At 69.3% G+C, this 22,883-nt stretch carries 29 protein-coding genes and 1 pseudogene; 8 read left to right on the top strand and 22 right to left on the bottom strand.

The window, feature by feature from the left end; translation table 11 throughout:
- Window positions 1-116 precede the first annotated feature (116 nt).
- Entirely contained in the window at window positions 117-1,007 is an 891-nt protein-coding gene (locus F6X53_RS16910) for a cell envelope integrity EipB family protein (protein ID WP_151001372.1), read from the top strand.
- A gap of 112 nt (window positions 1,008-1,119) precedes the next feature.
- On the opposite strand, the gene F6X53_RS16905 is transcribed toward F6X53_RS16910, so the two are convergent.
- Window positions 1,120-1,413, bottom strand: coding sequence for a DUF3572 domain-containing protein (locus F6X53_RS16905; protein ID WP_151001371.1), 294 nt, complete (start codon window positions 1,411-1,413; stop codon window positions 1,120-1,122).
- Between the two features lie 82 nt (window positions 1,414-1,495).
- Here F6X53_RS16905 and F6X53_RS16900 point away from each other — a divergent pair, with 82 nt between their 5' ends.
- Together F6X53_RS16900 and F6X53_RS16895 are read left to right on the top strand one after the other, a co-directional pair.
- On the top strand, window positions 1,496-1,870 hold the full coding sequence (locus F6X53_RS16900; protein WP_151001370.1) for a response regulator: 375 nt from the start codon (window positions 1,496-1,498) through the stop codon (window positions 1,868-1,870).
- Window positions 1,871-1,940: 70 nt separating this feature from the next.
- Complete coding sequence (locus F6X53_RS16895) at window positions 1,941-3,314, top strand: PleD family two-component system response regulator (RefSeq protein ID WP_151001369.1); 1,374 nt, start codon at window positions 1,941-1,943, stop codon at window positions 3,312-3,314.
- 13 nt (window positions 3,315-3,327) lie between these two features.
- Here F6X53_RS16895 and F6X53_RS16890 read toward each other — a convergent pair whose 3' ends face one another.
- The 3 genes from F6X53_RS16890 to F6X53_RS16880 all read right to left on the bottom strand — a co-directional run bounded on the left by F6X53_RS16890 (window position 3,328) and on the right by F6X53_RS16880 (window position 4,753).
- Entirely contained in the window at window positions 3,328-3,579 is a 252-nt protein-coding gene (locus F6X53_RS16890; protein ID WP_238296217.1) for a hypothetical protein, read from the bottom strand.
- A 79-nt stretch (window positions 3,580-3,658) separates the two neighbouring features.
- On the bottom strand, window positions 3,659-3,991 hold the full coding sequence (locus F6X53_RS16885; RefSeq protein ID WP_151001368.1) for a hypothetical protein: 333 nt from the start codon (window positions 3,989-3,991) through the stop codon (window positions 3,659-3,661).
- Between the two features lie 516 nt (window positions 3,992-4,507).
- Window positions 4,508-4,753: a hypothetical protein gene (locus tag F6X53_RS16880; RefSeq protein ID WP_238296219.1), complete on the bottom strand. Its 246-nt coding sequence runs from the start codon at window positions 4,751-4,753 to the stop codon at window positions 4,508-4,510.
- Between the two features lie 176 nt (window positions 4,754-4,929).
- Here F6X53_RS16880 and F6X53_RS16875 point away from each other — a divergent pair, with 176 nt between their 5' ends.
- Complete coding sequence (locus F6X53_RS16875; RefSeq protein WP_151001367.1) at window positions 4,930-6,105, top strand: MFS transporter; 1,176 nt, start codon at window positions 4,930-4,932, stop codon at window positions 6,103-6,105.
- A 28-nt stretch (window positions 6,106-6,133) separates the two neighbouring features.
- Here the strand turns inward: F6X53_RS16875 and F6X53_RS16870 are convergent, their stop codons facing one another.
- The 3 genes from F6X53_RS16870 to F6X53_RS16860 all read right to left on the bottom strand — a co-directional run bounded on the left by F6X53_RS16870 (window position 6,134) and on the right by F6X53_RS16860 (window position 7,146).
- Window positions 6,134-6,331: a hypothetical protein gene (locus tag F6X53_RS16870; RefSeq protein WP_151001366.1), complete on the bottom strand. Its 198-nt coding sequence runs from the start codon at window positions 6,329-6,331 to the stop codon at window positions 6,134-6,136.
- 137 nt (window positions 6,332-6,468) lie between these two features.
- Window positions 6,469-6,831 (bottom strand): DUF6481 family protein, encoded by a 363-nt coding sequence (locus tag F6X53_RS16865; RefSeq protein ID WP_151001365.1) that lies wholly within the window; start codon window positions 6,829-6,831, stop codon window positions 6,469-6,471.
- Window positions 6,832-6,936: 105 nt separating this feature from the next.
- Window positions 6,937-7,146, bottom strand: coding sequence for a cold-shock protein (locus tag F6X53_RS16860; protein WP_151001423.1), 210 nt, complete (start codon window positions 7,144-7,146; stop codon window positions 6,937-6,939).
- A 477-nt stretch (window positions 7,147-7,623) separates the two neighbouring features.
- Here F6X53_RS16860 and F6X53_RS16855 point away from each other — a divergent pair, with 477 nt between their 5' ends.
- On the top strand, window positions 7,624-7,869 hold the full coding sequence (locus tag F6X53_RS16855) for a hypothetical protein (protein ID WP_238296220.1): 246 nt from the start codon (window positions 7,624-7,626) through the stop codon (window positions 7,867-7,869).
- Between the two features lie 155 nt (window positions 7,870-8,024).
- A complete protein-coding gene (locus tag F6X53_RS16850) occupies window positions 8,025-8,279 on the top strand; it encodes a hypothetical protein (protein WP_151001364.1) in 255 nt (84 codons plus the stop codon).
- Window positions 8,280-8,434: 155 nt separating this feature from the next.
- Here the strand turns inward: F6X53_RS16850 and rpmG are convergent, their stop codons facing one another.
- The 13 genes and pseudogenes from rpmG to F6X53_RS32435 form a co-directional block, all read right to left on the bottom strand.
- Window positions 8,435-8,602, bottom strand: coding sequence for a 50S ribosomal protein L33 (gene rpmG, locus F6X53_RS16845; RefSeq protein WP_151001363.1), 168 nt, complete (start codon window positions 8,600-8,602; stop codon window positions 8,435-8,437).
- A gap of 109 nt (window positions 8,603-8,711) precedes the next feature.
- Window positions 8,712-9,902, bottom strand: coding sequence for an MFS transporter (locus F6X53_RS16840; protein WP_151001362.1), 1,191 nt, complete (start codon window positions 9,900-9,902; stop codon window positions 8,712-8,714).
- Between the two features lie 80 nt (window positions 9,903-9,982).
- Window positions 9,983-10,732 (bottom strand): NUDIX hydrolase, encoded by a 750-nt coding sequence (locus F6X53_RS16835; RefSeq protein ID WP_151001361.1) that lies wholly within the window; start codon window positions 10,730-10,732, stop codon window positions 9,983-9,985.
- On the bottom strand, window positions 10,677-11,156 hold the full coding sequence (locus tag F6X53_RS16830) for a DUF983 domain-containing protein (protein WP_151001421.1): 480 nt from the start codon (window positions 11,154-11,156) through the stop codon (window positions 10,677-10,679). Before F6X53_RS16830 ends, F6X53_RS16835 begins: the two co-directional genes overlap by 56 nt.
- Before the next feature lie 194 nt (window positions 11,157-11,350).
- Complete coding sequence (rnr, locus tag F6X53_RS16825; RefSeq protein ID WP_373875887.1) at window positions 11,351-13,693, bottom strand: ribonuclease R; 2,343 nt, start codon at window positions 13,691-13,693, stop codon at window positions 11,351-11,353.
- Window positions 13,694-13,840: 147 nt separating this feature from the next.
- Window positions 13,841-14,179, bottom strand: a complete 339-nt coding sequence (locus F6X53_RS16820; protein WP_151001359.1) for a hypothetical protein — start codon at window positions 14,177-14,179, stop codon at window positions 13,841-13,843.
- Between the two features lie 88 nt (window positions 14,180-14,267).
- Window positions 14,268-14,846, bottom strand: coding sequence for an NADPH-dependent FMN reductase (locus F6X53_RS16815; RefSeq protein WP_151001358.1), 579 nt, complete (start codon window positions 14,844-14,846; stop codon window positions 14,268-14,270).
- 85 nt (window positions 14,847-14,931) lie between these two features.
- Complete coding sequence (locus tag F6X53_RS16810; protein ID WP_151001357.1) at window positions 14,932-15,570, bottom strand: VOC family protein; 639 nt, start codon at window positions 15,568-15,570, stop codon at window positions 14,932-14,934.
- 14 nt (window positions 15,571-15,584) lie between these two features.
- Entirely contained in the window at window positions 15,585-15,950 is a 366-nt protein-coding gene (locus tag F6X53_RS16805) for a hypothetical protein (protein ID WP_151001356.1), read from the bottom strand.
- Window positions 15,951-16,027: 77 nt separating this feature from the next.
- Window positions 16,028-16,300 (bottom strand): hypothetical protein, encoded by a 273-nt coding sequence (locus F6X53_RS16800; RefSeq protein ID WP_151001355.1) that lies wholly within the window; start codon window positions 16,298-16,300, stop codon window positions 16,028-16,030.
- Window positions 16,301-16,552: 252 nt separating this feature from the next.
- On the bottom strand, window positions 16,553-16,969 hold the full coding sequence (locus F6X53_RS16795) for a hypothetical protein (protein WP_151001354.1): 417 nt from the start codon (window positions 16,967-16,969) through the stop codon (window positions 16,553-16,555).
- A 164-nt stretch (window positions 16,970-17,133) separates the two neighbouring features.
- Window positions 17,134-17,322 (bottom strand): annotated as a pseudogene (glnA, locus tag F6X53_RS16790) (glutamine synthetase); the annotation flags it as partial.
- Window positions 17,323-17,839: 517 nt separating this feature from the next.
- On the bottom strand, window positions 17,840-17,983 hold the full coding sequence (locus F6X53_RS32435) for a hypothetical protein (RefSeq protein WP_191970868.1): 144 nt from the start codon (window positions 17,981-17,983) through the stop codon (window positions 17,840-17,842).
- 163 nt (window positions 17,984-18,146) lie between these two features.
- On the opposite strand from F6X53_RS32435, the gene motA reads away from it, so the two are divergent.
- The gene (gene motA, locus F6X53_RS16785) at window positions 18,147-19,004 is read left to right on the top strand and encodes a flagellar motor stator protein MotA (RefSeq protein WP_151001353.1); all 858 of its coding nucleotides are present in this window, start codon (window positions 18,147-18,149) and stop codon (window positions 19,002-19,004) included.
- Window positions 19,005-19,032: 28 nt separating this feature from the next.
- On the top strand, window positions 19,033-19,905 hold the full coding sequence (locus F6X53_RS16780; protein ID WP_151001352.1) for a flagellar motor protein MotB: 873 nt from the start codon (window positions 19,033-19,035) through the stop codon (window positions 19,903-19,905).
- 953 nt (window positions 19,906-20,858) lie between these two features.
- Here the strand turns inward: F6X53_RS16780 and glnA (F6X53_RS16770) are convergent.
- On the bottom strand, window positions 20,859-22,271 hold the full coding sequence (glnA, locus tag F6X53_RS16770; RefSeq protein ID WP_151001350.1) for a type I glutamate--ammonia ligase: 1,413 nt from the start codon (window positions 22,269-22,271) through the stop codon (window positions 20,859-20,861).
- Between the two features lie 210 nt (window positions 22,272-22,481).
- Window positions 22,482-22,820 (bottom strand): P-II family nitrogen regulator, encoded by a 339-nt coding sequence (locus F6X53_RS16765; RefSeq protein ID WP_150965187.1) that lies wholly within the window; start codon window positions 22,818-22,820, stop codon window positions 22,482-22,484.
- Window positions 22,821-22,883: the final 63 nt, after the last annotated feature.

The raw sequence follows: 22,883 nt of genomic DNA, 5'->3' as shown, positions 1-22,883 counted from the left end.
CGCGCGGCATCCTATCTGATCGATGCCCGCCGGCCGGGTCGGAGGCCGCCCCGGACGGGACCATCGGGGCCGCCGCCAGCCCCGGCGCCCTGAGGCGGGCCCATGCAGGAGATTCCATGACGCTGCGCCCCTCCGCCCGCCTCCTCCTCGCCCTCGGCGGGGCCGTCCTCGCCCTCGGCGGGGCGGCACTGGCTGCGCCCGCCACCCCCGCCGGGGAGGCCCCGGCCAAGGCCGCCCCCGTGACGCTCGCGAGCCACCGCGCCGTCTACGACCTCGCGCTCTCCTCCAGCGGCGGCACCCGGGCCGTCGAGAGCGCGCGCGGGCGCATCGTGATCGATTTCAAGGGCGATGCCTGCAAGGGCTACACGATGCAGACCCGGCAGGTGACGGTGCTCGACAGCGGCGAGACCGGCAATCGCACCTCGGACCTGCGTAACACCACCTTCGAGAGCGCGGACGGGCGCGACTTCCGCTTCAAGACCACCACGGTGCTCAACGGCGCCGCGAGCCCGGCGATCGACGGCACCGCCGATGCGGGGGCCGAGGGCCTGAAGGTGCGCATCAAGGAGCCCAAGCGCGAACAGGTCGGCGACAAGGGCCCGGTCCTGTTCCCGAGCCTGCACATGCGCCGCCTCGTCGAGGCCGCGCGGGCGGGCGAGACCACGCTCTCCGCCAAGATCTTCGACGGCTCGGATGACGGCCGCAAGATCTACGACACCCTGGCGGTGATCGGGCGCCAGGTCACGGCCCCGACGAACGCGGCGGGCAGCGAGCGCGACAAACCCCTGCGCGACGGCCCGATGGCGGCGGTGCCGCACTGGCCCGTGACGCTCAGCTACTTCACGCAAGGGGAGGGCGAGCGCACGCCGATCTACACCCTCACCTTCGACCTCTACGAGAACGGCGTCAGCGGCGCCCTCAAGCTCGATTACGGCGATTTCGCCATCCTGGGCGACATGACCCGCCTCGACATCGACAAGGTCCAGGGCACCCCCTGCACGCCCTGACAGGGCGGGGTTTCGGCTCCTGAAGGGAAGGGGCTTGGCCTGCCCGCTCCGCCATACCGGGGCGCCGTGGCTGGCCCGGCAATCCGGGCAGGCCGGGGCGCGGGCCGCGCCCTCAGAAGTCCTCCGGCTCCGGCGGGCCGAGGCGGCGCCAGGCGGTGGCGATCGTCTCGGGCGGGATGCCGAGGCCGTTGGCGCAGGCCGTGAGCACGTTCTCGTCCCCCATCACGTGGTCCAGGATGCCGGCCAGGAAGCCCGGTTGCCCCGCGCTCGCCCGAAGAGTCTCGGGGGTGAGGCCGGTGGCGTTGAGGAAGGGAAACAGCCGGTCCTCGTCGGCGACGAGCCAGCCCAGAACGTCGAGCGCGACGCGTTCAGTAGAATCATCACCTTGAACGGGTTTGCGTTTCATCAACATGTGTCACTTACAAAGCGATCGGACGGGCGAAGAGTCCGTAAAGAATGAGCAGCGTGCGCGCCGGGAACAATGGGCCATGAAGAAAACGGTGCTCATCGTTGAGGACAACGAGCTCAATATGAAGCTCTTCAACGATCTCCTGGAAGCGCACGGCTACGCCACCCTCAAGACCGCCAACGGGATCGAGGCCATCGAGCTCGCCCGGGCGCACCATCCCGACCTGATCCTGATGGACATCCAGCTTCCCGAAGTCTCGGGGCTCGAGGTCACGAAATGGCTCAAGGAGGATGACGACCTCAAGGATATTCCGGTCATCGCCATCACGGCCTTCGCCATGAAGGGCGACGAGGAACGCATTCGTGAAGGCGGATGCGAGGCCTATCTGTCGAAGCCGATCTCGGTCGCGAAGTTTTTGGCAACGGTTCGTACGTATCTTGGCGACACCCGATGAATGTCGGCGGATAGTCTGTACTCGCTGAACGGGTCAGATTCGTCGTTACGCAACCTAGACGCGAGAAACGATGTCGGCCCGTGTCCTGATCGTCGATGATCTATTTCCCAACGTGAAGCTTCTCGAGACGAAGCTGTCGCTGGAATATTTCGACGTCCTCGCAGCCATGAACGGCCCCGACGCGATCGCGATCTGCGAGAAGGGTCTCTGCGACATCGTCCTCCTCGACGTGATGATGCCGGGCATGGACGGGTTCGAGGTCTGCCGCCACCTCAAGAACAACCCCGTCACCGCCCACCTGCCGGTGGTGATGGTCACGGCCCTCGACCAGCCCTCCGACCGCCTGCGCGGGCTCGATGCCGGCGCCGACGACTTCCTGACCAAGCCCATCGACGACACCGCCCTGTTCACCCGGGTGCGCAGCCTCGTGCGCCTGAAGGCGGTCACGGACGAGTTGCGCAGCCGCGCCATGGCGTCGCGGGATTTCGGCATGGGCGATCCCCTCGCCCTCGCCACCGCCGAGACCGGCCTCAACGCCCAGATCCTGATGGTCGAGGACCGGCGCGCCTCGGCCGAGCGCATGGCCGCTTCCCTCGGGCAGCACCACGTCGTCACGCTGGAGGCCGACCCGCACCAGGCCCTGCTGACCGCGACGGACCACGCCTTCGACGCGATCCTGGTCAGCCTCGATCTCGCGGGCTTCGACGGCCTGCGCCTGTGCAGCCAGCTCCGCTCCCTCGACCGCACCCGATCCGTGCCGCTGATCATGCTGGCCGAGCCGCACGACCGGAGCCGGATCATGCGCGGCCTCGATTTCGGGGTGCACGATTACCTGATGCGGCCGGTCGACCGGAACGAGCTCGTCGCCCGGGTGCGCACGCAGGTGCGCCGCAAGCGCTTCTCGGAGGTTCTGCGCGGCGCCGTCCAGGCCTCGATGGAGCTCGCCGTCACGGACGGCCTCACGGGCCTGCACAACCGGCGCTACCTCGACAGCCATCTCGGCACCCTGTTCGGCGACGCGATCGCGCGCCAGCGCCCGGTGGCGGCCCTGATCCTCGACATCGACCGCTTCAAGTCGATCAACGACACCTACGGGCACGAGGCAGGGGACGAGGTTCTGCGCACCTTCGCCGAGCGCATCCGCCTGCACACCCGCGGCATCGACATCGTCGCCCGCTACGGCGGCGAGGAAGTCGTAATCATCCTGCCGGAGGTCGGCCTGCCCGAGGCGCAGCTCATCGCCGAGCGCATCCGCGAGCGGGTCGAGATGATGCCCTTCTCGGTGCAGCGGGCGACGCGCAGCGTCGGCGTCACGGTGTCGATCGGCGTCGCGGTGCGCGACCCCGCCGACGTCTCGGCCGGCGACATGCTGAAGCGGGCCGACCTCGCCCTCTACCGCGCCAAGGCGGCGGGCCGGAACCGCGTCGAGGCGCAGGCCGCCTAGACTTCCGCCTGCCTCAGCGCGGACGCGGCGGCGGATCGTCATCCGCGTCGTCATCGTCGTCGATATCGCGGTCGCGGCGCAGCTCCTCCCGGTCCCGGCGGGCATCCTCGCGGTCGATCGCGCGCTGCTGACGGCTGCGCAGGTCCACGCTCGGTCCCTCCGGCCCGATCTCCAGCCGCTGGGCGCTCGCCGGCCCGGCGCCGAACCAGCCGAGCATCAGCAGGCATCCCGCGAGCACGAACCCTGTTCCAAGCCTGCTCTGCATGGTGGCTTCTCCGGCATGACAGAGATCAACGCGGGCGCGCCGGGTTCGTCTCCGTCCGCTTCAGGACGCTCGAAGCCCGTCAGATCGTCTCGTAGGCGAAGAGCAGCGAGATCAGCGAGAGCATGATCAGCCCGGCCATGAAGCAGAGGTCGGCGGCGCGCTCGAGCTGCGCCCCGAGGCGGTTGCCGGTCAGAGCCCGCATGGAGAGGTAGGAGGTCAGGGCGCTCGCCAGGAACAGCAAGGCCGCGAGGCCGAAATACTCGTCGACATGGCTCGGGCCGATATGCCCCTCGGCGATCTTCACGAGGCCGATCAGGGTGGTGCAGATCCCGATCATCGTGCCGGCATTCGGCAGGATGTGGAGGGACAGCCCCTCGCTTCCCCGTCCGCGCGTGCCCGGTCTCTCCGTCATCCTCGGCCTCCGGGGCGGAGGTTAAGGCCGCCGGCGCCGTCGGGGCAACGCCGCGCCCCGGGGTCAGGGCAGCAGCGTGTTGAGGAGCGGGGCGGCCGCGAGCCCGAAGGCGAAGACCACGAAGCACATCCGCCGAAACTGCATGTCCGTCACCATGCGAACCTCCCCACCGGCCCCCGGCCCGCGACGACGCCATTCTGGCGACCGATCGTTGCGCCACGATTGCGTGGCACGGGCGCGCCTGTTTCGTGGTGACGGAGCGCACATGCACGCGCCGCCCGCGCGCCGGCCTGGCCTGGGTGTTGCGGGAATGCGACGGCCGGGCATCGGCCCTGCCGATCCGGAGGTGGGACGCCCTGAAGGCGCCGCCCTTGGGAGCGTCGAAGGGCTCCGGAGATCCCGATCGGTCCCGGAGGCCTCCTTCGCGGCCCGCGCCCGCCCTTCGCGATCACCCGCGGGCACCACGCGGCGCCCCTGCGACGCGCAGGATCAGCGGATCACAGGATCACGGGTGGCTCAATCCTCGTCGTCCTCGTCCCAATCCTCGGCGTCGCGCAGGTCGCGGCGGCGCTCGATGACCCGGATGTCGGGGCGCTCCCGGTCGCGGTAGCCGCGGACCGGGCGGTACTCGCCCTCCTGAATGGCGCGGACGCAGCCGCGGCCGACGCAGGAGCCGCCGCCCCACTCATAGGCCTGGGCGGGCAGCGCCAGCAGAGTGGCGGCGCCGAAGCCCGCGCCCATCAGCCATGCAAGGTGTTTCACGATCGCGTCCCTCCCGTGGTCTCTCGGCACGCCCGGCCTTCACCGGGCGGCGAAGACCCGCAAACGGCCGGGCGGCGGATCGGGTTCCGGATCGGGCCGGATGGGAAGCGGGGCCGGTCCGCGCTAAGGCTTGCGGCCCGCAGCGATGGTTCGCCGGCTCAGGAACCCGAAACACCATGAACTCCGAATCCTGCGGCCGCCCGCGCCTTGCGGTCATCAGCGCCCTCGGGGTGTTCGAGATCCTGTCCTGGGGCTCGTCCTTCTATCTGCTCTCCGTGCTCGCCGGGCCGATCGCGGCGGAGACGGGCTGGCCGATGGTCTGGATCATCGGCGGCCTCTCCCTCGGCCTGCTCGTCGCCGGGCTGATCTCGCCCCGTGTCGGGGCCTGGATCGGGCATCGGGGCGGGCGCCCGGTCCTGGCCTTCTCGGCCGCCATCATGGCGGCGGGCCTCGCGCTTCTCGGCCTCGCCCCGGCCCTGCCGGTCTTCGTGGGAGCCTGGCTGCTCCTCGGCCTCGGCATGGGCACGGGCCTGTACGACCCTGCCTTCGCCACTCTCGGGCGGCTCTACGGCGCGGAGGCGCGCCCGGCCGTCACCAGCCTGACCCTGTGGGGCGGCTTCGCCAGCACGGTGAGCTGGCCGCTCTCGGCCTTCCTGATCCAGCATGTCGGCTGGCGGGGCACCTGCTTCGCCTATGCGGGGCTGCAGCTCGCCGTGTCGCTGCCGCTCATCCTCCTGGTCGTGCCCGCCGCGCCGCGCCTCCCGGTCCAGCCGGGGAATGTCGCCGAGGCCGCCCCGGTCCTGACACCGGCCGAGCGGCACGCCTTCCGGCTCTTCGCCGGGGTCCTGACGCTCGGCGGCACCGTGATGACCCTGCTCTCGGTTCATCTCCTGACCCTGCTTCAGGCCCGCGGCGTCGCGCTCGCGGCGGCGGTCTCCTTCGGGGCCCTGATCGGCCCGGCGCAGGTGGCGGCCCGGGTGGTCGAGATGGCGGGGCGTGGCCGGCACCACCCCCTTTGGACGCTGACGGCCGCCATCTGCCTCGTGGCCCTGGGCCTCGGCATGCTGGCGGCGGGCCTGCCCGCCGTCGCCCTGGCGCTGGTGCTCTACGGGGCCGGGAACGGCATCTACTCCATCGCCCGGGGCACGGTGCCGCTCGCCTTGTTCGGCCCGGCCCGCTACGCGCCCCTCGTCGGGCGCCTCGCCCGGCCGGGGCTGGTGGCGCAGGCGCTCGCGCCGACGCTCGGCGCCGTCGTGCTGGCGCAGGGCGGGCCGGACGCCCTGTTCGGCCTCCTCGTCGCCCTCGCCTTCGTCAATGTCGGTCTCGTCGGCCTTCTCTGGCAGGCGCGCTGACGCGCCCGGACGACGCCGCGGCGACGCCTTAGGAGACCGGGGTGATCTCGCCCTCGCGCACGGCGCGCTCGCCGGTGGCGGACTTGATCCGGTAGAAGGGTTCGCCGGTCTGGTCCTCGGGCATCAGCCGGACGACCTCGAAGACGCTCTCGGCCGGGGCCTTGCTGTCGGCGTAGCCGATCCTGGATTGGCGCACCTGCTGGCCGATCTTGAACTTGTGAGACATGTCGTGTCCTTCCTGGCCGCGGGCCGGTGGTCGGCGCGCCGTCAGCGGGCCAGGAGCCGTCGCCGTCGGGACGGAGGCGGTTCCGATCTTGGGGGGCTCTCGGCGCCGGGCAGGCCCGGCCGCCGACGCGAGGGGCCTTAGCGGCGCGCGCGCGCCTTGCGGGCCGCGAAGCGGGCATCGCGGGCGGCCTTCTGCTCGGCCGCGAGGGCGGCCTGACGCTCCACCTTCTCGGCGGCGATGCGGGCGATCTCGGCCTCTTCGCGCTCGATCGCGGCCTTGGCTTCCGCCTTCAGGCGCGCCTCTTCGGCGACCCGAAGCTTCTCCCGCTCTCTGGCCCGGACCTCACGCGCCTCGATGACGGCGCGGCGCGCGGCCTGTCGGGCGAGGATGACCGGATCGTCGGCCGAGGGGCGCGCCCGGAAGCGGGCGAGCAGGGCCTCGCGCGCCTTGGCGGCGGTCTCAAGCCGATCAGAAAGCTGGTTTTCTTTGAATTGGCTCACGCAGAATCCTTGTTCACACGACGCGCGATTCGCGCCGATGTCGAAAAACAGATGAAGCCGTTCCGGGAGGAACGGCTTCGATGCTTGTCCGGCAGAAAGCAAGCCTCAGGCGGCCTGCAGGTTCCCGGCCGACTGCTTACCCGTGCGACGGTCCGTCTCCATCTCGTAGGAGACCTTCTGGCCCTCGGTCAGCTCGCGCATGCCAGCGCGCTCGACGGCCGAGATGTGCACGAACACATCCTTGCTGCCATCGTCGGGCTGGATGAAGCCGAAGCCCTTGGTTCCGTTGAACCACTTTACAGTGCCGGTGCTCATGGAGATGTCCGTATCTTCGTAGGCAATAGGATCGGACGAGCGCACGCTGAGCACGCGCTCGTTCACGGATGTTCGAAATGTGGGAGAAATGCTGAGCGCGCGCCCTGTTCAGGCGAAACGGCCGGATATCTGGCCAAAGATCGATGGCTGCTTTCTACGCCATCGAGACGATATTTACAACAGCGGATCGAAAAGCGCGGAAAAACCGCTCGAATTCCGCTGAATTTGAGCGTTGTTTTCCGGAATCTCGGGGCTGGCCGCGGTCGACTTGGCCGGGCCGCCAGCCCTCCGGCTTCCGCCGCGCGGGCGACCCGGGCCGCAACCCGCACGTCGCGCGCACGCACTCATGCGTGCCTCACTTGGCCGCCGCGCGGGACCATCGTGGCGCGGCCGGCGTTGACCCCGGTGGTCGCGGTCCGCCGGTCGGTCCCGTGCACCCCGCTCTGCGTACCTCGCCCCGCGTCCCTGGAGTCCCCCGTGCCGAGTTCTCGAATGCCGGGCGTCTGCCCGATCCTGCGCAGGCTGATCACCCTGGTGGCCCGCATCCCGGCGGAGCCGGGGCTGCCCGAGCAGGGGCGGCTCATCGATCAACTCACCGATCTCGAGACCGAGGCCTTGTCGGCGGGCGCCCCGCCGCGCACCACGGAGGCGATCCGGGCGGTGCGCCGCACCGTGCGGGCCGCCAGCCTGATGCCGGACCGGCCGGCCTTCCGCGCTCCTTGAGGCCGGAACGCCCATGAGCCCGTCGGCCTCCTCCGGCGCAATCCTGTCTCGATCCTCGGGGCCGTGGGTCCTATAGAGGCGCGGCGGTTCGGCCGTCCGATCGCGGCCGAGGGTGGTCGGGATCATCGGCACAACGAGAGGCACGGGGCGCCACCATGGCGATGCGGACGACCTTCCTGGTGCAGACCTTCGTGGTCAAACGGAAGCGCCTGGTTCCGGGCGACCGGGAACTGGCGCCGACCGAGAGCGGCGCCCGCAAGAAGGCGGAGGCGATGGCGGCCCGGATGCCCGGCACCGCCGCGCTCCGGATCGTGGCCGACGACGAGACCGGCGAACTGGAGAGCGCCACCATCCTGGACCAGTTCGGCGAGGTGCCGGACGATTTTGCCGAGAGCCTCCAGGGCGGCTGAGCCGGCAAGTCCAGCAGACACGCAAGGCCCTGCGGGCCCTGGGGCGCTGCGGGGCTGACATCGGGCCGATGGGTCGGGACGCGTCCGCCCGGACACGAAAAAGCCGCCCCGGGCGGGGGCGGCTTTTTCGTGCGCGGTCGTGAACCGGAGGCCGGTTACTTGATCTTGGATTCCTTGAACTCGACGTGCTTGCGCACGACGGGGTCGTACTTCTTCATCGAGAGCTTCTCGGTCTGCGTGCGCGAGTTCTTCTTCGTGACGTAGAAGTAGCCGGTGTCGGCGGTGGAGACGAGCTTGATCTTGACGGTGACGGCCTTGGCCATGGCGCGGCGCTCCTGAACTGTGCGGCATTCCGCATGAGAGCGAAACGCAAAAGGGCCGGGAGGGCCCGGCCGAATACGGGCGGCTCAATGCCCGATCCGAACCGCTTCGTCAAGGCCGCGCCGGCGCCCGCAGGCGCCACAGCACCACCGCCCCGTAGGCCAGGAACAGGCCGCTCAGGGTCCAGGCGAAGCCCTGGGGCGGCATCAGGTCCATGCCGCCGCCGATGATCGGGGGCCCGAGCATCAACCCGACATTGTAGAGCACCACGAAGGCGGCGTTGGCGCCCGCGAGGTCGGCGCCCCGCACGCTCGATCCGAGATGGGCGAGCCCCACCGTGTAGAGGGTGCCGGCGATGCCGCCCCAGGCGAAGAGCAGCCCGACGAGGAGGGGGAGGGAACCCGAGGCCGCCGGGATCAGGGCCGCCCCGAGGGCACCCCCGGCCGCCGCGATCAGGAGCACGACGCGCCGGTCCATCCGGTCCGCGAGCCAGCCGAAGGGGATCTGGAACAGCACGTTGCCGAGGGCCAGCGCGCTGACGAGCCCGGCCGCGCTCTCGGCGTCGTAGCCGAGGCGCAGCCCGTAGAGGGGCAGGATCGCGAAGCCCCCGGTCTCGACCGCGCCGTAGGTGAGGGCCGCCAGCGTCGCGGCGGGCGCGACCCGCAGGTAGGTGGCGAAGCGCCGGCTCGGGCCCCGCCCGATCGCCGGGGAGAGGCCGCGCGCCAGCACCATCGGCAGCATGCCGGCGAGGAACAGGGCGGCGCCGGCCAGATAGGGGGCGAACCCTTGCGTTCCGAGGAGGGCGAGGAGCGTCGGGCCGACCGCGAAGCCGAGCGCCAGGATCGTGGCGTAGACCCCCATCACGAGGCCGCGCCGGGCGGGGGGCGCCGCCTCGTTGATCCAGAACTCGGACAGGACGAACAGCGCCCCCAGGGCCGCCGAGAAGACGAAGCGCAGAACGAACCACCAGCCGATCGTGGGCAGGAGCGGGAAGGCCACGAGGCAGGCCGCCCCCAGGCCGATGGCGAGGAGGAGGAGCCGGACCACGCCGACGCGGGCGGCGAGCCGGGGCACGAAGGGCACCGTGAGGATGCTGGCGAGCCCCGAGACGGCGGTGTTGACGCCGATCAGCGTGCTCGACGCGCCCATCCGGGCCATCTCGATCGACAGGAGCGGGATCGACAGGCTGAGGCCGATGCCCACGACCGCCACGCAGGTGATCGCCGCCGTGATGGCGGCGATGCGGGCGCGGTCCGAGGCGGGATTGCGGGCGGGATCGAGGTCGGGCGTCGTGTCGAGCATGGGCCACAGGTGGGAGCGGGACGCCGCGGCGGTCGGCGCGGTCGCTCGCTCGTGTCGGATGGGTCTCGCGGGTCGGCGTCTCAGAGGAACGTGCGCCGGCGCTCCCCGTGCCGCATGAAGTGATAGGGGATCGGCCGGTGGGGCGCGAAATCCACCCCGATCTGCGTCTCCAACTCGTCGAGGATCGCCCGGGTGATGCCCGGCAGGTCGAGCTTGCGCGCCTGCGCGAGGGAGAACCAGGCGAGCTCGACGAGCTCGCTCTCCGCGCCGACGCGGCCCGGCTCCTCAGCCGCCACCGCGCGCCGGTCGGCGACGAAGAAGCGGGTGTCGAAGCGGCGCGCGCGACCCGGCGGCGTGATGGCGCGGGCGACGAGGTGCAGGGCCTCGAGGTCCGGCAGGACGCCGTGCGCCTGAAACGCCTCCCAGCCCCGCGGCACGCGCGCGGGCGGGCCGTAGTCCCGGGTGCCGAGGAGAAGGCCGGCCTCCTCCTGGGTCTCCCGGATGGCCGCGAGCGCGAGGGCCCGGCCGAGATAATGGGGCGGCCGGCTCACCTGGCGGATCAGCGCCGCCTCGGCGTAGTCCGGCAGGGTCCCGGCCACCGGCATATGCCGGTCGCCGAGCTCGATGCGGCCGCCCGGGAACACGAACTTGCCCGGCATGAAGACGAGGCCGGGGTTGCGCCGGCCCATCAGGACCTTCGGGGCGCGCCCGCGCCGGTCGATCAGGATCAGGGTCGCGGCGTCGCGCGGGCGCAGGGTGGCCTTCCGCGCCGCCTCAGGCGGGGCCGAGGCCGTGGCGGGTGTCGGCGGCTCGCTCGTCGGTTGATCCAAGGCGCGGCTCCTCGCCCCGCGGGGCTGCGGGTCCGCCGCTCGGTAGCGTGGCGAAGCCGTGCATGCCAAGGGCGTATTGCAGGCCGACGACGGCGCCCTTCACGGGTTGCAGCAGCCCGAGCGCCAGCCCGAGGGTGGCGAGCGGCCAGAAGCCGAGCTGGAACCAGAGCGGCACGTCGTAGCCCATCTCCAGCTCCAGGATGACGTAGCCGACCACGTGCGCGACGATGAAGATGACGATGTAGGGCGGCAGGTCGTCGGCGCGGTGATGGTGCAGCTCCAGCCCGCAGACGTCGCATTCCGGCCGCACCTTGAGGAAGCGCCCGAAGATGCGCCCCTCCCCGCAATGGGGGCAGCGCCCGAGGAAGCCGCGCGCCATGGCGCGGATGAGCCCGGTGCGGGCGGGCATCTCGTGGAGAGGCATCTCGTGGAGAGGCATCTCGTGGCGAGGGGTGTCGCGGTCAGGGTTCATGATCGGTCCGTCCAGAGGGGTCATCGCCGAGCCGGTGGAGGGCTGGCGCGGCCCGCGGCCGTCGAGAGGGGCGCGGGCGACGCGGCGCGGGATCGTCGTGCAGGCCCCCGAACCGGCGGTCGGTGAAACGATGGCGCGCAGTCCCCTCATTTGCGCGCGCCGCGATGCCGGGTCCCGGAGGTGCGGATGCCGGCGGGGCGCCCGCGCGGGCCCTGCTTGAAGGCGCGCGGTCCGGATCGCGCGCCTTTGGGAGCGCCCGCCGCCCCCGCGCGGCCCTCGGAGAGCAGCTCGAAGCGCAGCGCCCCCGCGACGGCCGCCGCCTCCACGAGCTTCACCTCGACCCGGTCTCCGAGGCGGTAGGTCTCGCCGCTGCGCTCGCCGACGAGCGCGTGGCGGGCCTCGTCGTGGCGGTAATAATCCGCCCCGATCGTCGAGACCGGCACGAAGCCGTCCGCGCCCGTCTCGGCGAGCTTGATGAACAGCCCGGCCCGGGTCACCCCCGCGATCTGGCCCTGGAAGCTGGCGCCGACCCGGTCGGCGAGATGGTGGGCGATCAGCCGGTCGATGGTCTCGCGCTCGGCCGCCATGGCGCGGCGCTCGGCTGCCGAGATCTGCTCGCCGATCTGGTTCAGTTCCGCCACCGAGACGTCGGGGGAGATCCCGTCGGGCCCGAGCCGGCAGGCGGTGATCAGGGCCCGGTGCACGATGAGGTCGGCGTAGCGCCGGATCGGCGAGGTGAAATGGGCGTAGCGGCGCAGGTTCAGGCCGAAATGGCCGAGATTCTCGGCGGCGTAGACCGCCTGGGCCTGGCTGCGCAGCACGACCTCGTTGATGAAGCTGGCATGCTCCGTCTCGGCCACCATTCCGAGGATGCGGTTGAACAGGGCCGGGCGCAGCGCGCCCTCCTTCGGGATCTTGATGCCGACCGAGGCCAGGACCTCGCCCAGCGCCCGCATCTTCTCGAGCGCCGGCTCGTCGTGGACGCGGTAGATCAGGGCCTGGCGCGCCGCCTCCAGCACCTCCGCGGCGGCGACGTTGGCCTGGATCATGAACTCCTCGATCAGCCGGTGCGCGTCGAGGCGCTCGGGCACGCTCACCCGGTCGACGGCGCCGTCGGGGGTGAGCAGCACCTTGCGCTCGGGCAGGTCGAGGGCGAGCGGCCCGCGCGCGTCGCGCGCCGTCTTCAGGGCCTCGTAGGCGGCCCAGAGGGGGCGCAGCACCGGTTCGAGGAGGGGCGCCGTCACCGCGTCGGGGTGGCCGTCGATGGCGGCCTGGGCCTGCGCGTAGGCGAGCTTGGCACGCGAGCGCATCATCACCCGGTGGATGCTGTGGCGCTTCTTGATACCGTCGGGGCCGATGATCAGGCGCACCGCGAGCGCCGGCCGGTCCTCGCCCTCGCGCAGGGAGCAGAGGTCGTTCGAGATGCGCTCGGGCAGCATCGGCACGACGCGGTCGGGGAAATAGACCGAGTTTCCGCGCAGCAGCGCCTCGCGGTCCAGGGCCGAGCCGGGACGCACATAGGCGGCGACGTCCGCGATCGCCACCGTGACGACGAAGCCGCCCGGATTGGCGGGGTCCGGGTCGGGCTGCGCCATCACGGCGTCGTCGTGGTCCTTGGCGTCCGGCGGGTCGATGGTCAGCAGCGGCGCGTCGCGCCAATCCTCGCGGCCCGCGAGGCGCGCGGGCTCCACCGCGTCGGCCTCGGCGAGCGTCGCCTCGGCGAAGACGTGCGGGATATGGTGGAGATGCAGCGCGATCAGGCTCACGGCCCGCTCGGAGCCGAGGGAGCCCAGGCGCTCGCGCACCCGGCCCTTGGGCAGGCCGAAGCGGGTCTCGTGCTCGATCGAGGCGCTGACGAGGTCGCCGTCCTCGGCCTTGCCCTCCTGGCCCGGCGGAATCAGGATCTCGCGGCCCTGCGCGCGCTTCTCGACCGGGACGATGCGGCCCCCTTGCGCGCCCGCCCGGAACACGCCGATCACCTCGGCCTTGTTCTTGCCGATCACCTTGATGACGCGTCCGCCGTAGCGGCCCGGCGCGCCGGGCTCCGCCTCGACGCGCAGGAGCACCCGGTCGCCGATGCCGGGCGCCGGCCGGCCGGGACTGCGCCCGCCGCGCGGCGCCGCCACGATGATGCGCGGCGCCTCGCCCTGGGCGGCGTCCCACTCGGCCGGCACGGCCAGGAACTCGCCGTCGCGGTCGCGCGAGCGGATGTCGGCGAGCACCACCGGCGGCAGGCGCCCGGGCCGGCTCAAGCCCCCGCGTCCGCGCGCGATGGCGCCATCCGCCTCGATCTCCTTGAGGATCTGCTTGAGGCCGATCTTGGCCGCGCCCTTGAGGTTGAAGGCCTTGGCGATCTCGCGCTTGCCGACCGCCTCGGTCGATTCCGCGATGAAGGCGAGGATCTGCTCGCGGGTGGGCGCAGGAATGTCGCCTGAGGGGGAATCGCCGGAAGGGGTGTCGCCCGGGGGCGGGCTGATGCGTTTGGCCAAAGAGGGGGCTCGCCGCGCCGCCTGCGTTGAACGAGCGACGTCCATATCGTGAGAAGGGAAGCGGGCACCCGGGGGCGCCGCCTTCCCAAGATGGGGATCGCCGGGCGCCGGGGCAACGCCCGGGGCCTGCGCCCTCAACAGGCGCCGTCAGCCGGTTGCGGCCGATTTGCGGATGCGCTCCACCGCTGCATCGACGTCGAAATGCGGATCCGTCAGCGCCGCGCGGGTGAACGGGCAGGCAGCGGGGAGCCCGAAGGAGACCCGCCCCTCGGCCTCGCGCAGGTCCGGCGCCTCGGCCTCCCGCACGGCCAGCGACCAGAGCCCGTCGAGCGTGAGGGCGGCGGCGGCCTCGGGCTCGGCACGGAGCCTGGCCTGCGCCTGCGCCGCCTCCTCGCGCCAGAGGGCGCTGGCCCGGTCCTCCGACATCAGCGCCGCCTTCACGAGGCTGGCGAGCAAGGTCCGCACCGTCCGGGCCATGGTGTCCATGATGTCTCCTGAGCCTGCGGCCCGCCGCCGCAAGGGCGATGCCAGGCCACGCGGCCCTCACGGCGCGAGGCCCTCGCGGCACGGGCGCTCAGTACGGCGTGCCCTTGGCGCGCTGCGCGCCCATCGCCTCGGCGTACCAGGTCATCTCGTCGAGGAAGCGGTCGGCCGCCCGCGACAGCCAGTCCTCCGCCGGGCGCCCGTCCGCGTCGAGGGCCTTGTGGATGCGCGGGATCGGCAGCAGCGAGGGGATCGAGGGCATGCCCATCTCGGGCAGCATGGCGCGCAGCTGCATCGCCGCCCGCACGCCGCCGAACTGGCCGGCCGAGTAGCAGCAGATCGCGGAGGGGCGCCAGTAATATTCCTCGAGGAAGTGGTCGAGGGTGTTCGACAGCGCCGGCGGGATCGAGTGGTTGTACTCGGCCGAGACCACCACGAAGGCGTCGGCGCGGCGAAACAGCCCGGCCAGATCCTCCAGCGCCCGCGGGGCCTCCCCCTTCGGGTATTCCTTGTACATCCGGTCGAGGAGCGGCAGCGCCAGCGCCTCGGGATCGACCAGCGGCGCCTCGTGCCCGCGCGCCTCCAGCGCCCTGACGAGGAATTTGCCGGCGCGGATGCCCTGCCGGTCTGAGCGGACGGTGCCGAGGATCACGGGGCAGACGAGCGACATGGCAACCTCGCGGAGCGGATGCGGGAGCCGCGAGCCTAACGGAGGGGGAGCGCCCTGTCTCGCGAGGCCCCCTGTCATGGTGGAGTCAGGCGAGGTGCCGGAGGCGAGAGGGCGTCTCGATCTCGGCACCGAGCGCGAAGGCGGGGCCTTGCGCGAAGGCGAAGGGGCCGGTGAGGCCGAGATCGGCGTAGAGCGCGGCGACCGCCTCCGGGTCCGGATGCGTCACGGTGAGGCGCCGCAGCCGGGCCCCGGCCTCCGGCATGGCGGGCGCCGGGCAGCCGGCCGGTCCCCAATCGATCAGGCCGGGCAGCAGCCCGTCGCGGGGCATCCGTCCATCGGGGCGCACGCCGAAGCGCCAGGCCCGCTCCCCGCGCGACACCCGCAGGGCCGCCCCGAATTCCGGCGTGTGCCGGGCGAGGGCGGCGTCGAGCCCGTCGGTCCGGGCCACGAAGCTCCGCAGCCGCCGCCCCGCCGCCCAATCCGCCCGCACAGCCTCGGCATCGTCGAGGCCGAACCAGCGCCGATGCGGCGGGGGCGCCGCCTCCGGGTCGACCGCGATCACCTCGAGGAACAGGTCGTCGCCCAGCCGCAGGAGGCGGTTCTGCGTCCCCATCTCCGGGTGGCGCCCGCCCGGCCCCATGGCGAGCCCGAGGCTCTCCTGCACATGCGCGACCCCCGCCTCCAGCGAGGGCGCGACGACGGCGAGGTGATCGAGGACGAGCATGCGTGCCTCATGGCCTAGCGTGAGCCCGCGGCGGACGGGCCACGCGACAGCCCTTTGCGCAGATGATCATGCACGAAGCCGAAGACCTGGCGATACCCGGCCGGTTCGAAGTGCCAGTCGGCGCCCGTCAGGCTCCAGAGCTTGCTCAATTCGTCAGGGGACAGGTCGCTGTCGAGGATCTGCCCGATGAAGTCGCGGAGCCTGCGCCGTTCCTCGCCCCTGAAAAACGTGAGGGCGAAGCGCGTGGCGGCCTCGACGCCGTCGTGATCCTCCAGCAAGTCCTGATGGAACAGCTGCCCGAAGCGCAGGAATTCCTGCGTCGGCGGAAGCCGCCCCAGCTGCCGCTTCGCGCGGTTTCGCGCTTTTCTGCTTCGCGCCATCGCGGCGAGTCGGATCGTCCATCGAGGGGCCCATGTGGAGACGGTGCGGCGGCGCCGTCAAGCTCGGTGTCTGCGGATCAAAGCCGGTCACGCGCACCCGTCAGCATCGCCCTCAGATCGGCAGCCGTCGGAAAATAGATGTCGGCATCAACAGATCCCCAGAGCTGCAGCAACTCGCTGTCCGAGGCTTCGCGGAGCGCATGATCGATGAAGTCGCGCAGACGAACGCGCTCTTCGCCCAGAAAATGCTTCAAAACGAAGTTGTAGATCTCCTCGTCATTCGATGCAACCGTGTCGAGATCTTGTATGAATCTGATTCCGAACTTCTCGAATTCCGGGGAAGGCTTCATGTCAATCTCCATCCTTTTCAGGTTTATCGTTTCGAGGGTAGGCAGTGTGGATACGAAATCCGCGACTGCTGCCCGGGTCGTGGAAAATCAGAATTCCGACTCCGTACGTGTTCCGCAAATATGGTTCGATGTACCCGTCCGTATAAGCCTCTCGCCCGGTTCGATATCCGAATCTTTCTTTGATAAAAATATCATCTTTCTTACCGGAGGAAACGAGATCGATTTCTTCTGGATGTCTTTTAAGAGCCTCGTTTACAAATAATTTGCATCTCCCAAAGAGGCAAAGGAGCCGTCTCGGTGGTATCCATACCGATAGAAAGTCGATATCCTTCGACTTCCTATCACTTTTGCTAGTAATTCTTCATCATTTTTTCCGACATGCTTTCGCAGCGTATGTCCACCGCGCATCTCCTCCTCGCGGAGATCGATGGGCTTCTGTCGGCCGGTCTCGTTCTCGGCGAGCCGGATGCGGCCGTCGTCTCGTTCCGCGCCGGATCCGCCGCCGTCATCGGCCGTCCACCGGCCGCCTTCCGCGACGCCGGCCGGCACGCGCGGCTGGAACTGATTGTAGCCCCGCAGCGCGAGCTGCGCCCGGGCCAGGGCCACGCGGACGCGGAGGGCGGCGACGAGCCAATGCGCTCTTTCCAGGGTCATCGACCATGACGCCATCGCCACCTCCATATGTTCACGATTTGTTCTGATATAAGATTATATACATAACGTCAAGGCTTTCTTTCAGCGAATGCCTGAAAGACAAATGCCGGAGCCCTCCCGAGGCCCCGGCATCGCGGATCGTCCCGATCAGGCGGCGGGCCGGCGCCCGCCCCCTGCCCTCACAGCGAGTAGTACATCGTGAACTCGACCGGGTGCGGCGTCATCTCGTAGCGCATCACCTCGGCTATCTTCAGCTCGATGAAGGAATCGATCTGGTCGTCCGTGAGGACGTTGCCAGCCTTCAGGAAGGCGCGGTCGCTCTCGAGGATCTGCCCGATGAAGTCGCGGAGCCGACCCACGCCCGGGATGCCGACACGATGACGGCGATCCGCGCGCGACCGCCCGGCAACGGCCAGGACTCTGAAAGCCTCTCTGCGGCGGCATGGGGCGGCGGCGCGTGATGGTTGACCCTGAGTGGATTTGAAATCAGGGCCATGGGATCTTCCATTGGGTCTTGGTAGCGGCTGCACCGGCCGCAAACCCATGCTTGTAGCCGGCCTTATAGATGCAAGACAGGAACGCGGCGGTGCATGCCCCGACCACGAGCTGGTCGAGGAGTGACAGGGAGTCGAACCAGGCCCACAACACCATGCCGCTCTACCTCGAACCCTGTATCGACGCGACGCATGAACCGGAGCGTCATCCGGTGGAGGTCCTGACCCGTTCCAGGGCCAGGGTACGCCGCCGGAGGGCGATGATTGCGTGACCCGGCCCCAAGCAGGGCTCACGGCAGCGGAAGCGGTCGCCGTCTCTCAACGCCTCGACCATACCGCGGTCAGCCGAGGACGGCCATCATCTCCAGGATCGTCCCGCGCAGATCCGCGCTCATGGAGCCCGCGCCTCGACCCGCTGGACCTGCGTGGCGCTCCCCTGGCCGCCCTTCGCGGCCGGGATATTCTGGGCGTTCAAGGCGTCGGCGATGCCCTTCGACGTGGGCGATTCGTCGAGCGGTCCAGCATGGTCAGGCAAGCCTGAGGGCGCGCTCGAAGCGCTACGGGATCGGTTCGAGGACGGTCGCCAAGTGGAAGCCCGGCCACAACACTAAACCCGGCGTTAACCTTATTAGGCAATTTGTCGGATGGTTGGTGGCATCGAGCGGGCTGTACCGGCCGCCGCGCAAGGATGACAAATTATGCGGCTGATCGTCGGCGCACTGATCGTCTTCGCCTGCGTCTTTGGCAGCTACGCGGCGATGGGTGGCCACCTGGAAGTCCTTTGGCAGCCGTACGAGTTCGTCATCATCCTCGGTGCAGCGATCGGCGCCTTCGTCATCGGCAACACCGGGCCGGTGCTCAAGGCCGTGCCCGCCATGCTGGGCACGCTGGTGAAGGGCCCCAAATACAATCAGCAATCCTATGTCGAATTGCTGGGCATGCAGTATTCCTTGTACAAACTTGCGAAACAGAAGGGTTTGATGGCGCTCGAGCCGCACATCGAAGATCCGAGCGAATCGACGCTGTTCAACGCCTTCCCGACCTTTGCGGCGAACCATCACGCGGTCGAGTTCGTCTGCGACTACATGCGTATGGTGACGCTGGGCGCCAACAACGTCCACGAGATCGACGCTCTCATGGATGAGGAACTTGAGACGCACCACCAGGAGCAGGAGCGTGTCGTTTCGGCCATGCAGTCGCTCGCCGACGGGACACCGGCGCTCGGCATCGTCGCCGCCGTGCTCGGCGTGATCAAGACGATGGGGGCGATCAAGGAGCCGCCGGAGGTGCTCGGACATCTGATCGGCGGCGCGCTCGTCGGCACCTTCTTCGGCGTCTTCGTCGCCTACGGGTTCTTCGGGCCCATGGCGCAGTCGCTCAAGAGCCTCTTCGAGGCCGAATCCAAATACTACCTTTCACTGAAGGCAGGTCTCCTCGCCCACATCGCCGGCCAGCCGCCGGTGATGGCGGTAGAATTTGCCCGCAAGGCACTGATGAGCGACGTCCGCCCGACCTTCAACGAAGTGGAAGCGGCAACCGCCGCTCTGCCCGCCTAGATCTGCCCCAATCTCCAGCAGCGACTCGATGGCCAAGCCCCCTCAGCCGATCATCATCAAGAAGGTCAAGAAGGCCGCTCACGCACACCACGGCGGGGCCTGGAAAATCGCCTATGCGGATTTCGTGACCGCCATGATGGCGTTCTTTCTGCTGATGTGGCTGATCAGCATGACGACGCAGGAGCAGAAGATCGGTTTGGCGGAATACTTCGCGCCGGCGGCTTTGAGCCCTGCAAACAGTGGCGGTGGCGGAATGCTGTACGGCACCGCCCTGGACGCTTCAGGCAACAAGCCGACGACGCCCCCCGACGCAGAGGTGGGCTCTGCCAAGACGGAGGACGGAGCGCGCCCGACCAGCCCGGGCCGCGCCAGCGATCGCGAGGCCAGCCGTCCGCCCGCCGACATGCAGGCCAACTACAACGCCGTCGCCAGCCTCCGGCAGGCGCTCCAGAAGATGCCCGAGATTGGCGAGCTGTCGCGCAACATCGTCTTCGAGACGACCAAGGAGGGCGTGAACGTTTCCTTCGTGGACGAGGACGGGCGCTCCATGTTCCGCGAGGGCTCTGTCGACCCTTACGAGCGCACCCGTCGCGTGCTGGAGGCGCTCGCGCCTGCCCTGAACCGGCTGCCCAATCGTCTGTCCATAACCGGCCACACGGCCGCCGCGCGCCCGGGCTCGGCGCGGACCGTCGAACCTTGGAACCTCACCGCCGGGCGTGCGCTCGCCGTGCGCGAGATCCTGTCGGGTGCCGGGGTTCCCAACGACAACTTCGTGTCCGTCGTGGGACGCGCCGACACCGAGCCGGTTTTCCCCGAAAATCCCTACATCGCGCCGAATCGACGGGTGACGATCACTCTGCTCAATGCGAGCCCGCCGGTGCCCCCGAACCTTCTTCGCTGACGACAAGGCGCCTCGCCGAATCAGGGTGTGAACGGAGATAGGCACCTTGATATCCGAGGATCAAGCCGGCGGTGGACGTAACCGTGAGGGTGTCGTCCGGAGCGCATCGACGGCACCTAAGTACGCCCGAGCGCGTTGCAACGGGCTGGAAAATAGGCAGCCCCGGTCCGGTTCGGCGCGACGGACCCCCTCTCCCGTGCGGGAGAGGGTTGGGGTGAGGGATGAGCGCCTTCAGGATGGAGCATGCGGTCGTATCGCCGACTCGGCGCCGATCGGGCGCACCTCGTTCTGAAAGGTCTCGACCCTCACCCTGTCCCTCTCCCGCACGGGAGAGGGGACCCGCGGCAGGGGCAGCCAGCGCGTTGGCTCGAGATGACCCAGAGGGTGGCGCCCCACCTCTCCCGTTCGGGAGAGGTCGAGTCGGCGTCAGCCGACCGGGTGAGGGATGCGGCCTTTCCGGAGACGTCGCACCCCTCACCCTGTCCCTCTCCCGCACGGGAGAGGGGATCCGCGCCCGCTTCGGCACGGCCGCGGCCGACGGTCCCGTCGCAACGCGATCGGGAACAGCTCTCAGTACGCCCGAGCGGTTTTCGACGGAGGCGATGGCTGTCCTTTGCGGCGGCATCTGCTTTCGGGCAGCGGCTGAATGACGACTCACCACCCATAGCAGCCGTCGCGAGAACCGCACCTCACCCTCGTGTTCGGCTACGAGCATCCTGTCGCGCCGATCCACGCCAAGACCAGAGCGGCCCCGAGCCCAAGAGAGAAAACGGGATAGACGAGCAGCCACTTCGTTCTCTCACTCAGTGGTGGTCCCGACGAAATCCCATCGATTCCAGGCCGTAGGACAATGCCTCGGCTTCGTCAGCCCAACGAAAACGCCGGAGCCTCCTGGGAGGCCCCGGCGCCGGGTCGTCTCAGGGGGCCGGGCACTTCGCGCCCGGCCCTGTCTCTCAGAGCGAGTAGTACATCGTGAACTCGACCGGGTGCGGCGTCATCTCGTAGCGCATCACCTCGGCCATCTTCAGCTCGATGAAGGAATCGATCTGGTCGTCCGTGAAGACGTTGCCGGCCTTCAGGAAGGCGCGGTCGCGGTCGAGGTTCTGCAGGGCCTCGCGCAAGCTGCCGCAGACGGTCGGGATCTTCTTCAACTCGCGCGGGGGCAGGTCGTAGAGATCCTTGTCCATGGCCGGGCCCGGATCGATCTTGTTGATGATGCCATCGAGGCCGGCCATCAGCAGCGCCGCGAAGGCGAGGTAGGGGTTGGCCATCGGGTCGGGGAAGCGGACCTCGACGCGCTTGGCCTTCGGGTTCGTCGTCCACGGGATGCGGCAGGAGGCCGAGCGGTTGCGGGCCGAGTAGGCGAGCAGCACCGGGGCCTCGTAGCCGGGCACGAGGCGCTTGTAGGAGTTGGTCGAGGGGTTGGTGAAGGCGTTGAGCGCCTTGGCGTGCTTGATGATGCCGCCGATGTACCAGAGGCATTCCTGGGAGAGGTCGGCGTATTTGTCGCCGGCAAAGAGCGGCTTGCCGTTCTTCCAGATCGACTGGTGCACGTGCATGCCCGAGCCGTTGTCGCCGTAGACGGGCTTGGGCATGAAGGTCGCGGTCTTGCCGTAGCTCTGGGCGACGTTGTGGATGCAGTACTTGTAGATCTGCATGTGGTCGGCGAGCAGCGTCAGCGTGTCGAACTTCATGCCGAGCTCGTGCTGGGCCGAGGCCACCTCGTGGTGGTGCTTCTCGACCTTGACGCCCATCGATTGCATGGCCGCCAGCATCTCGCCGCGCATGTCCTGCGCCGAATCCTGCGGCGGCACCGGGAAATAGCCGCCCTTCATCGGGATGCGGTGGCCGAGGTTGCCGCCCTCGTACTCGGTGAAGCCGTTGGTGGGCAGTTCGGTCGAGTCGAGCTGGAAGCCGGTGTGGTAGGGGTCGGCGCCGAACTTCACGTCGTCGAACACGAAGAACTCGGCCTCGGGGCCGACGAAGACCGTGTCGCCGATGCCGGTGGATTTCAGGAAGGCTTCCGCCAGCTTGGCGGTGCCGCGCGGGTCGCGGGCATAGGGGGCGCCGGTCGAGGGCTCGAGCACGTCGCAGACGATCGACATGGTCGAGGCCGAGAAGAACGGATCCATGCAGGCGGTGGCCGGGTCCGGCATCAGCAGCATGTCGGATTCGTTGATGGCCTTCCAGCCAGCGATCGACGAGCCGTCGAACATGGTGCCGTCCGTGAAGATCTCGTCGTCGACGAGGCTGACGTCGAAGGTGACGTGCTGCCACTTGCCGCGCGGATCCGTGAACCGGAAGTCCACGTACTTGACGTCGTTGTCCTTGATTTCCTTCAGGACGTCGGCTGCCGTTTTAGCCATCCCTTGATGTCTCCTGATGATCGGCATTTAGCCGTGGTTAGGCCGCGGAGCATTGGGGCCCGCGGCGTCTCGACTTGATCTCGAGCGCGAAGGATGATTCGAGCGCCGGGAATGCCCGTGATCTAGAGCCGTTTCCGGCGCGAGGGAACCGGCTCCTTGACCATCGGGCGATGGCAGGAGCGCGACGACGGTCCGAGCCCGCACGATCCGCTAGATCGCGTCGGCGCCGGTCTCGCCCGTGCGGATCCGGATCGCCTCCTCGATGGTGGAGACGAAGATCTTGCCGTCGCCGATGCGGCCGGTCTGGGCCGACTTGCGGATCGCCTCAACGGCGCCCTCGACCAGCGCGTCGGCGAGCACGATCTCGAGCTTCACCTTCGGCAGGAAGTCGACCACGTATTCCGCGCCCCGATAGAGCTCGGTATGGCCCTTCTGGCGGCCGAAACCCTTCGCCTCGATCACGGTGATGCCCTGGAGGCCGACCTCCTGGAGGGCCTCCTTCACCTCGTCGAGCTTGAAGGGCTTGATGATCGCTTCGATCTTCTTCATGCCGGACGAGCCTAACCTTCACGACGCTGAGCCTGTTTTCTACCATTCCGGTCCGGGCTCCGC

This window comes from Methylobacterium soli, assembly GCF_008806385.1.
Taxonomy (GTDB): Bacteria; Pseudomonadota; Alphaproteobacteria; order Rhizobiales; family Beijerinckiaceae; genus Methylobacterium; species Methylobacterium soli.
Note: the sequence above shows the minus strand (reverse complement) of the source record. Positions and strands in the feature narration are given on the sequence as shown.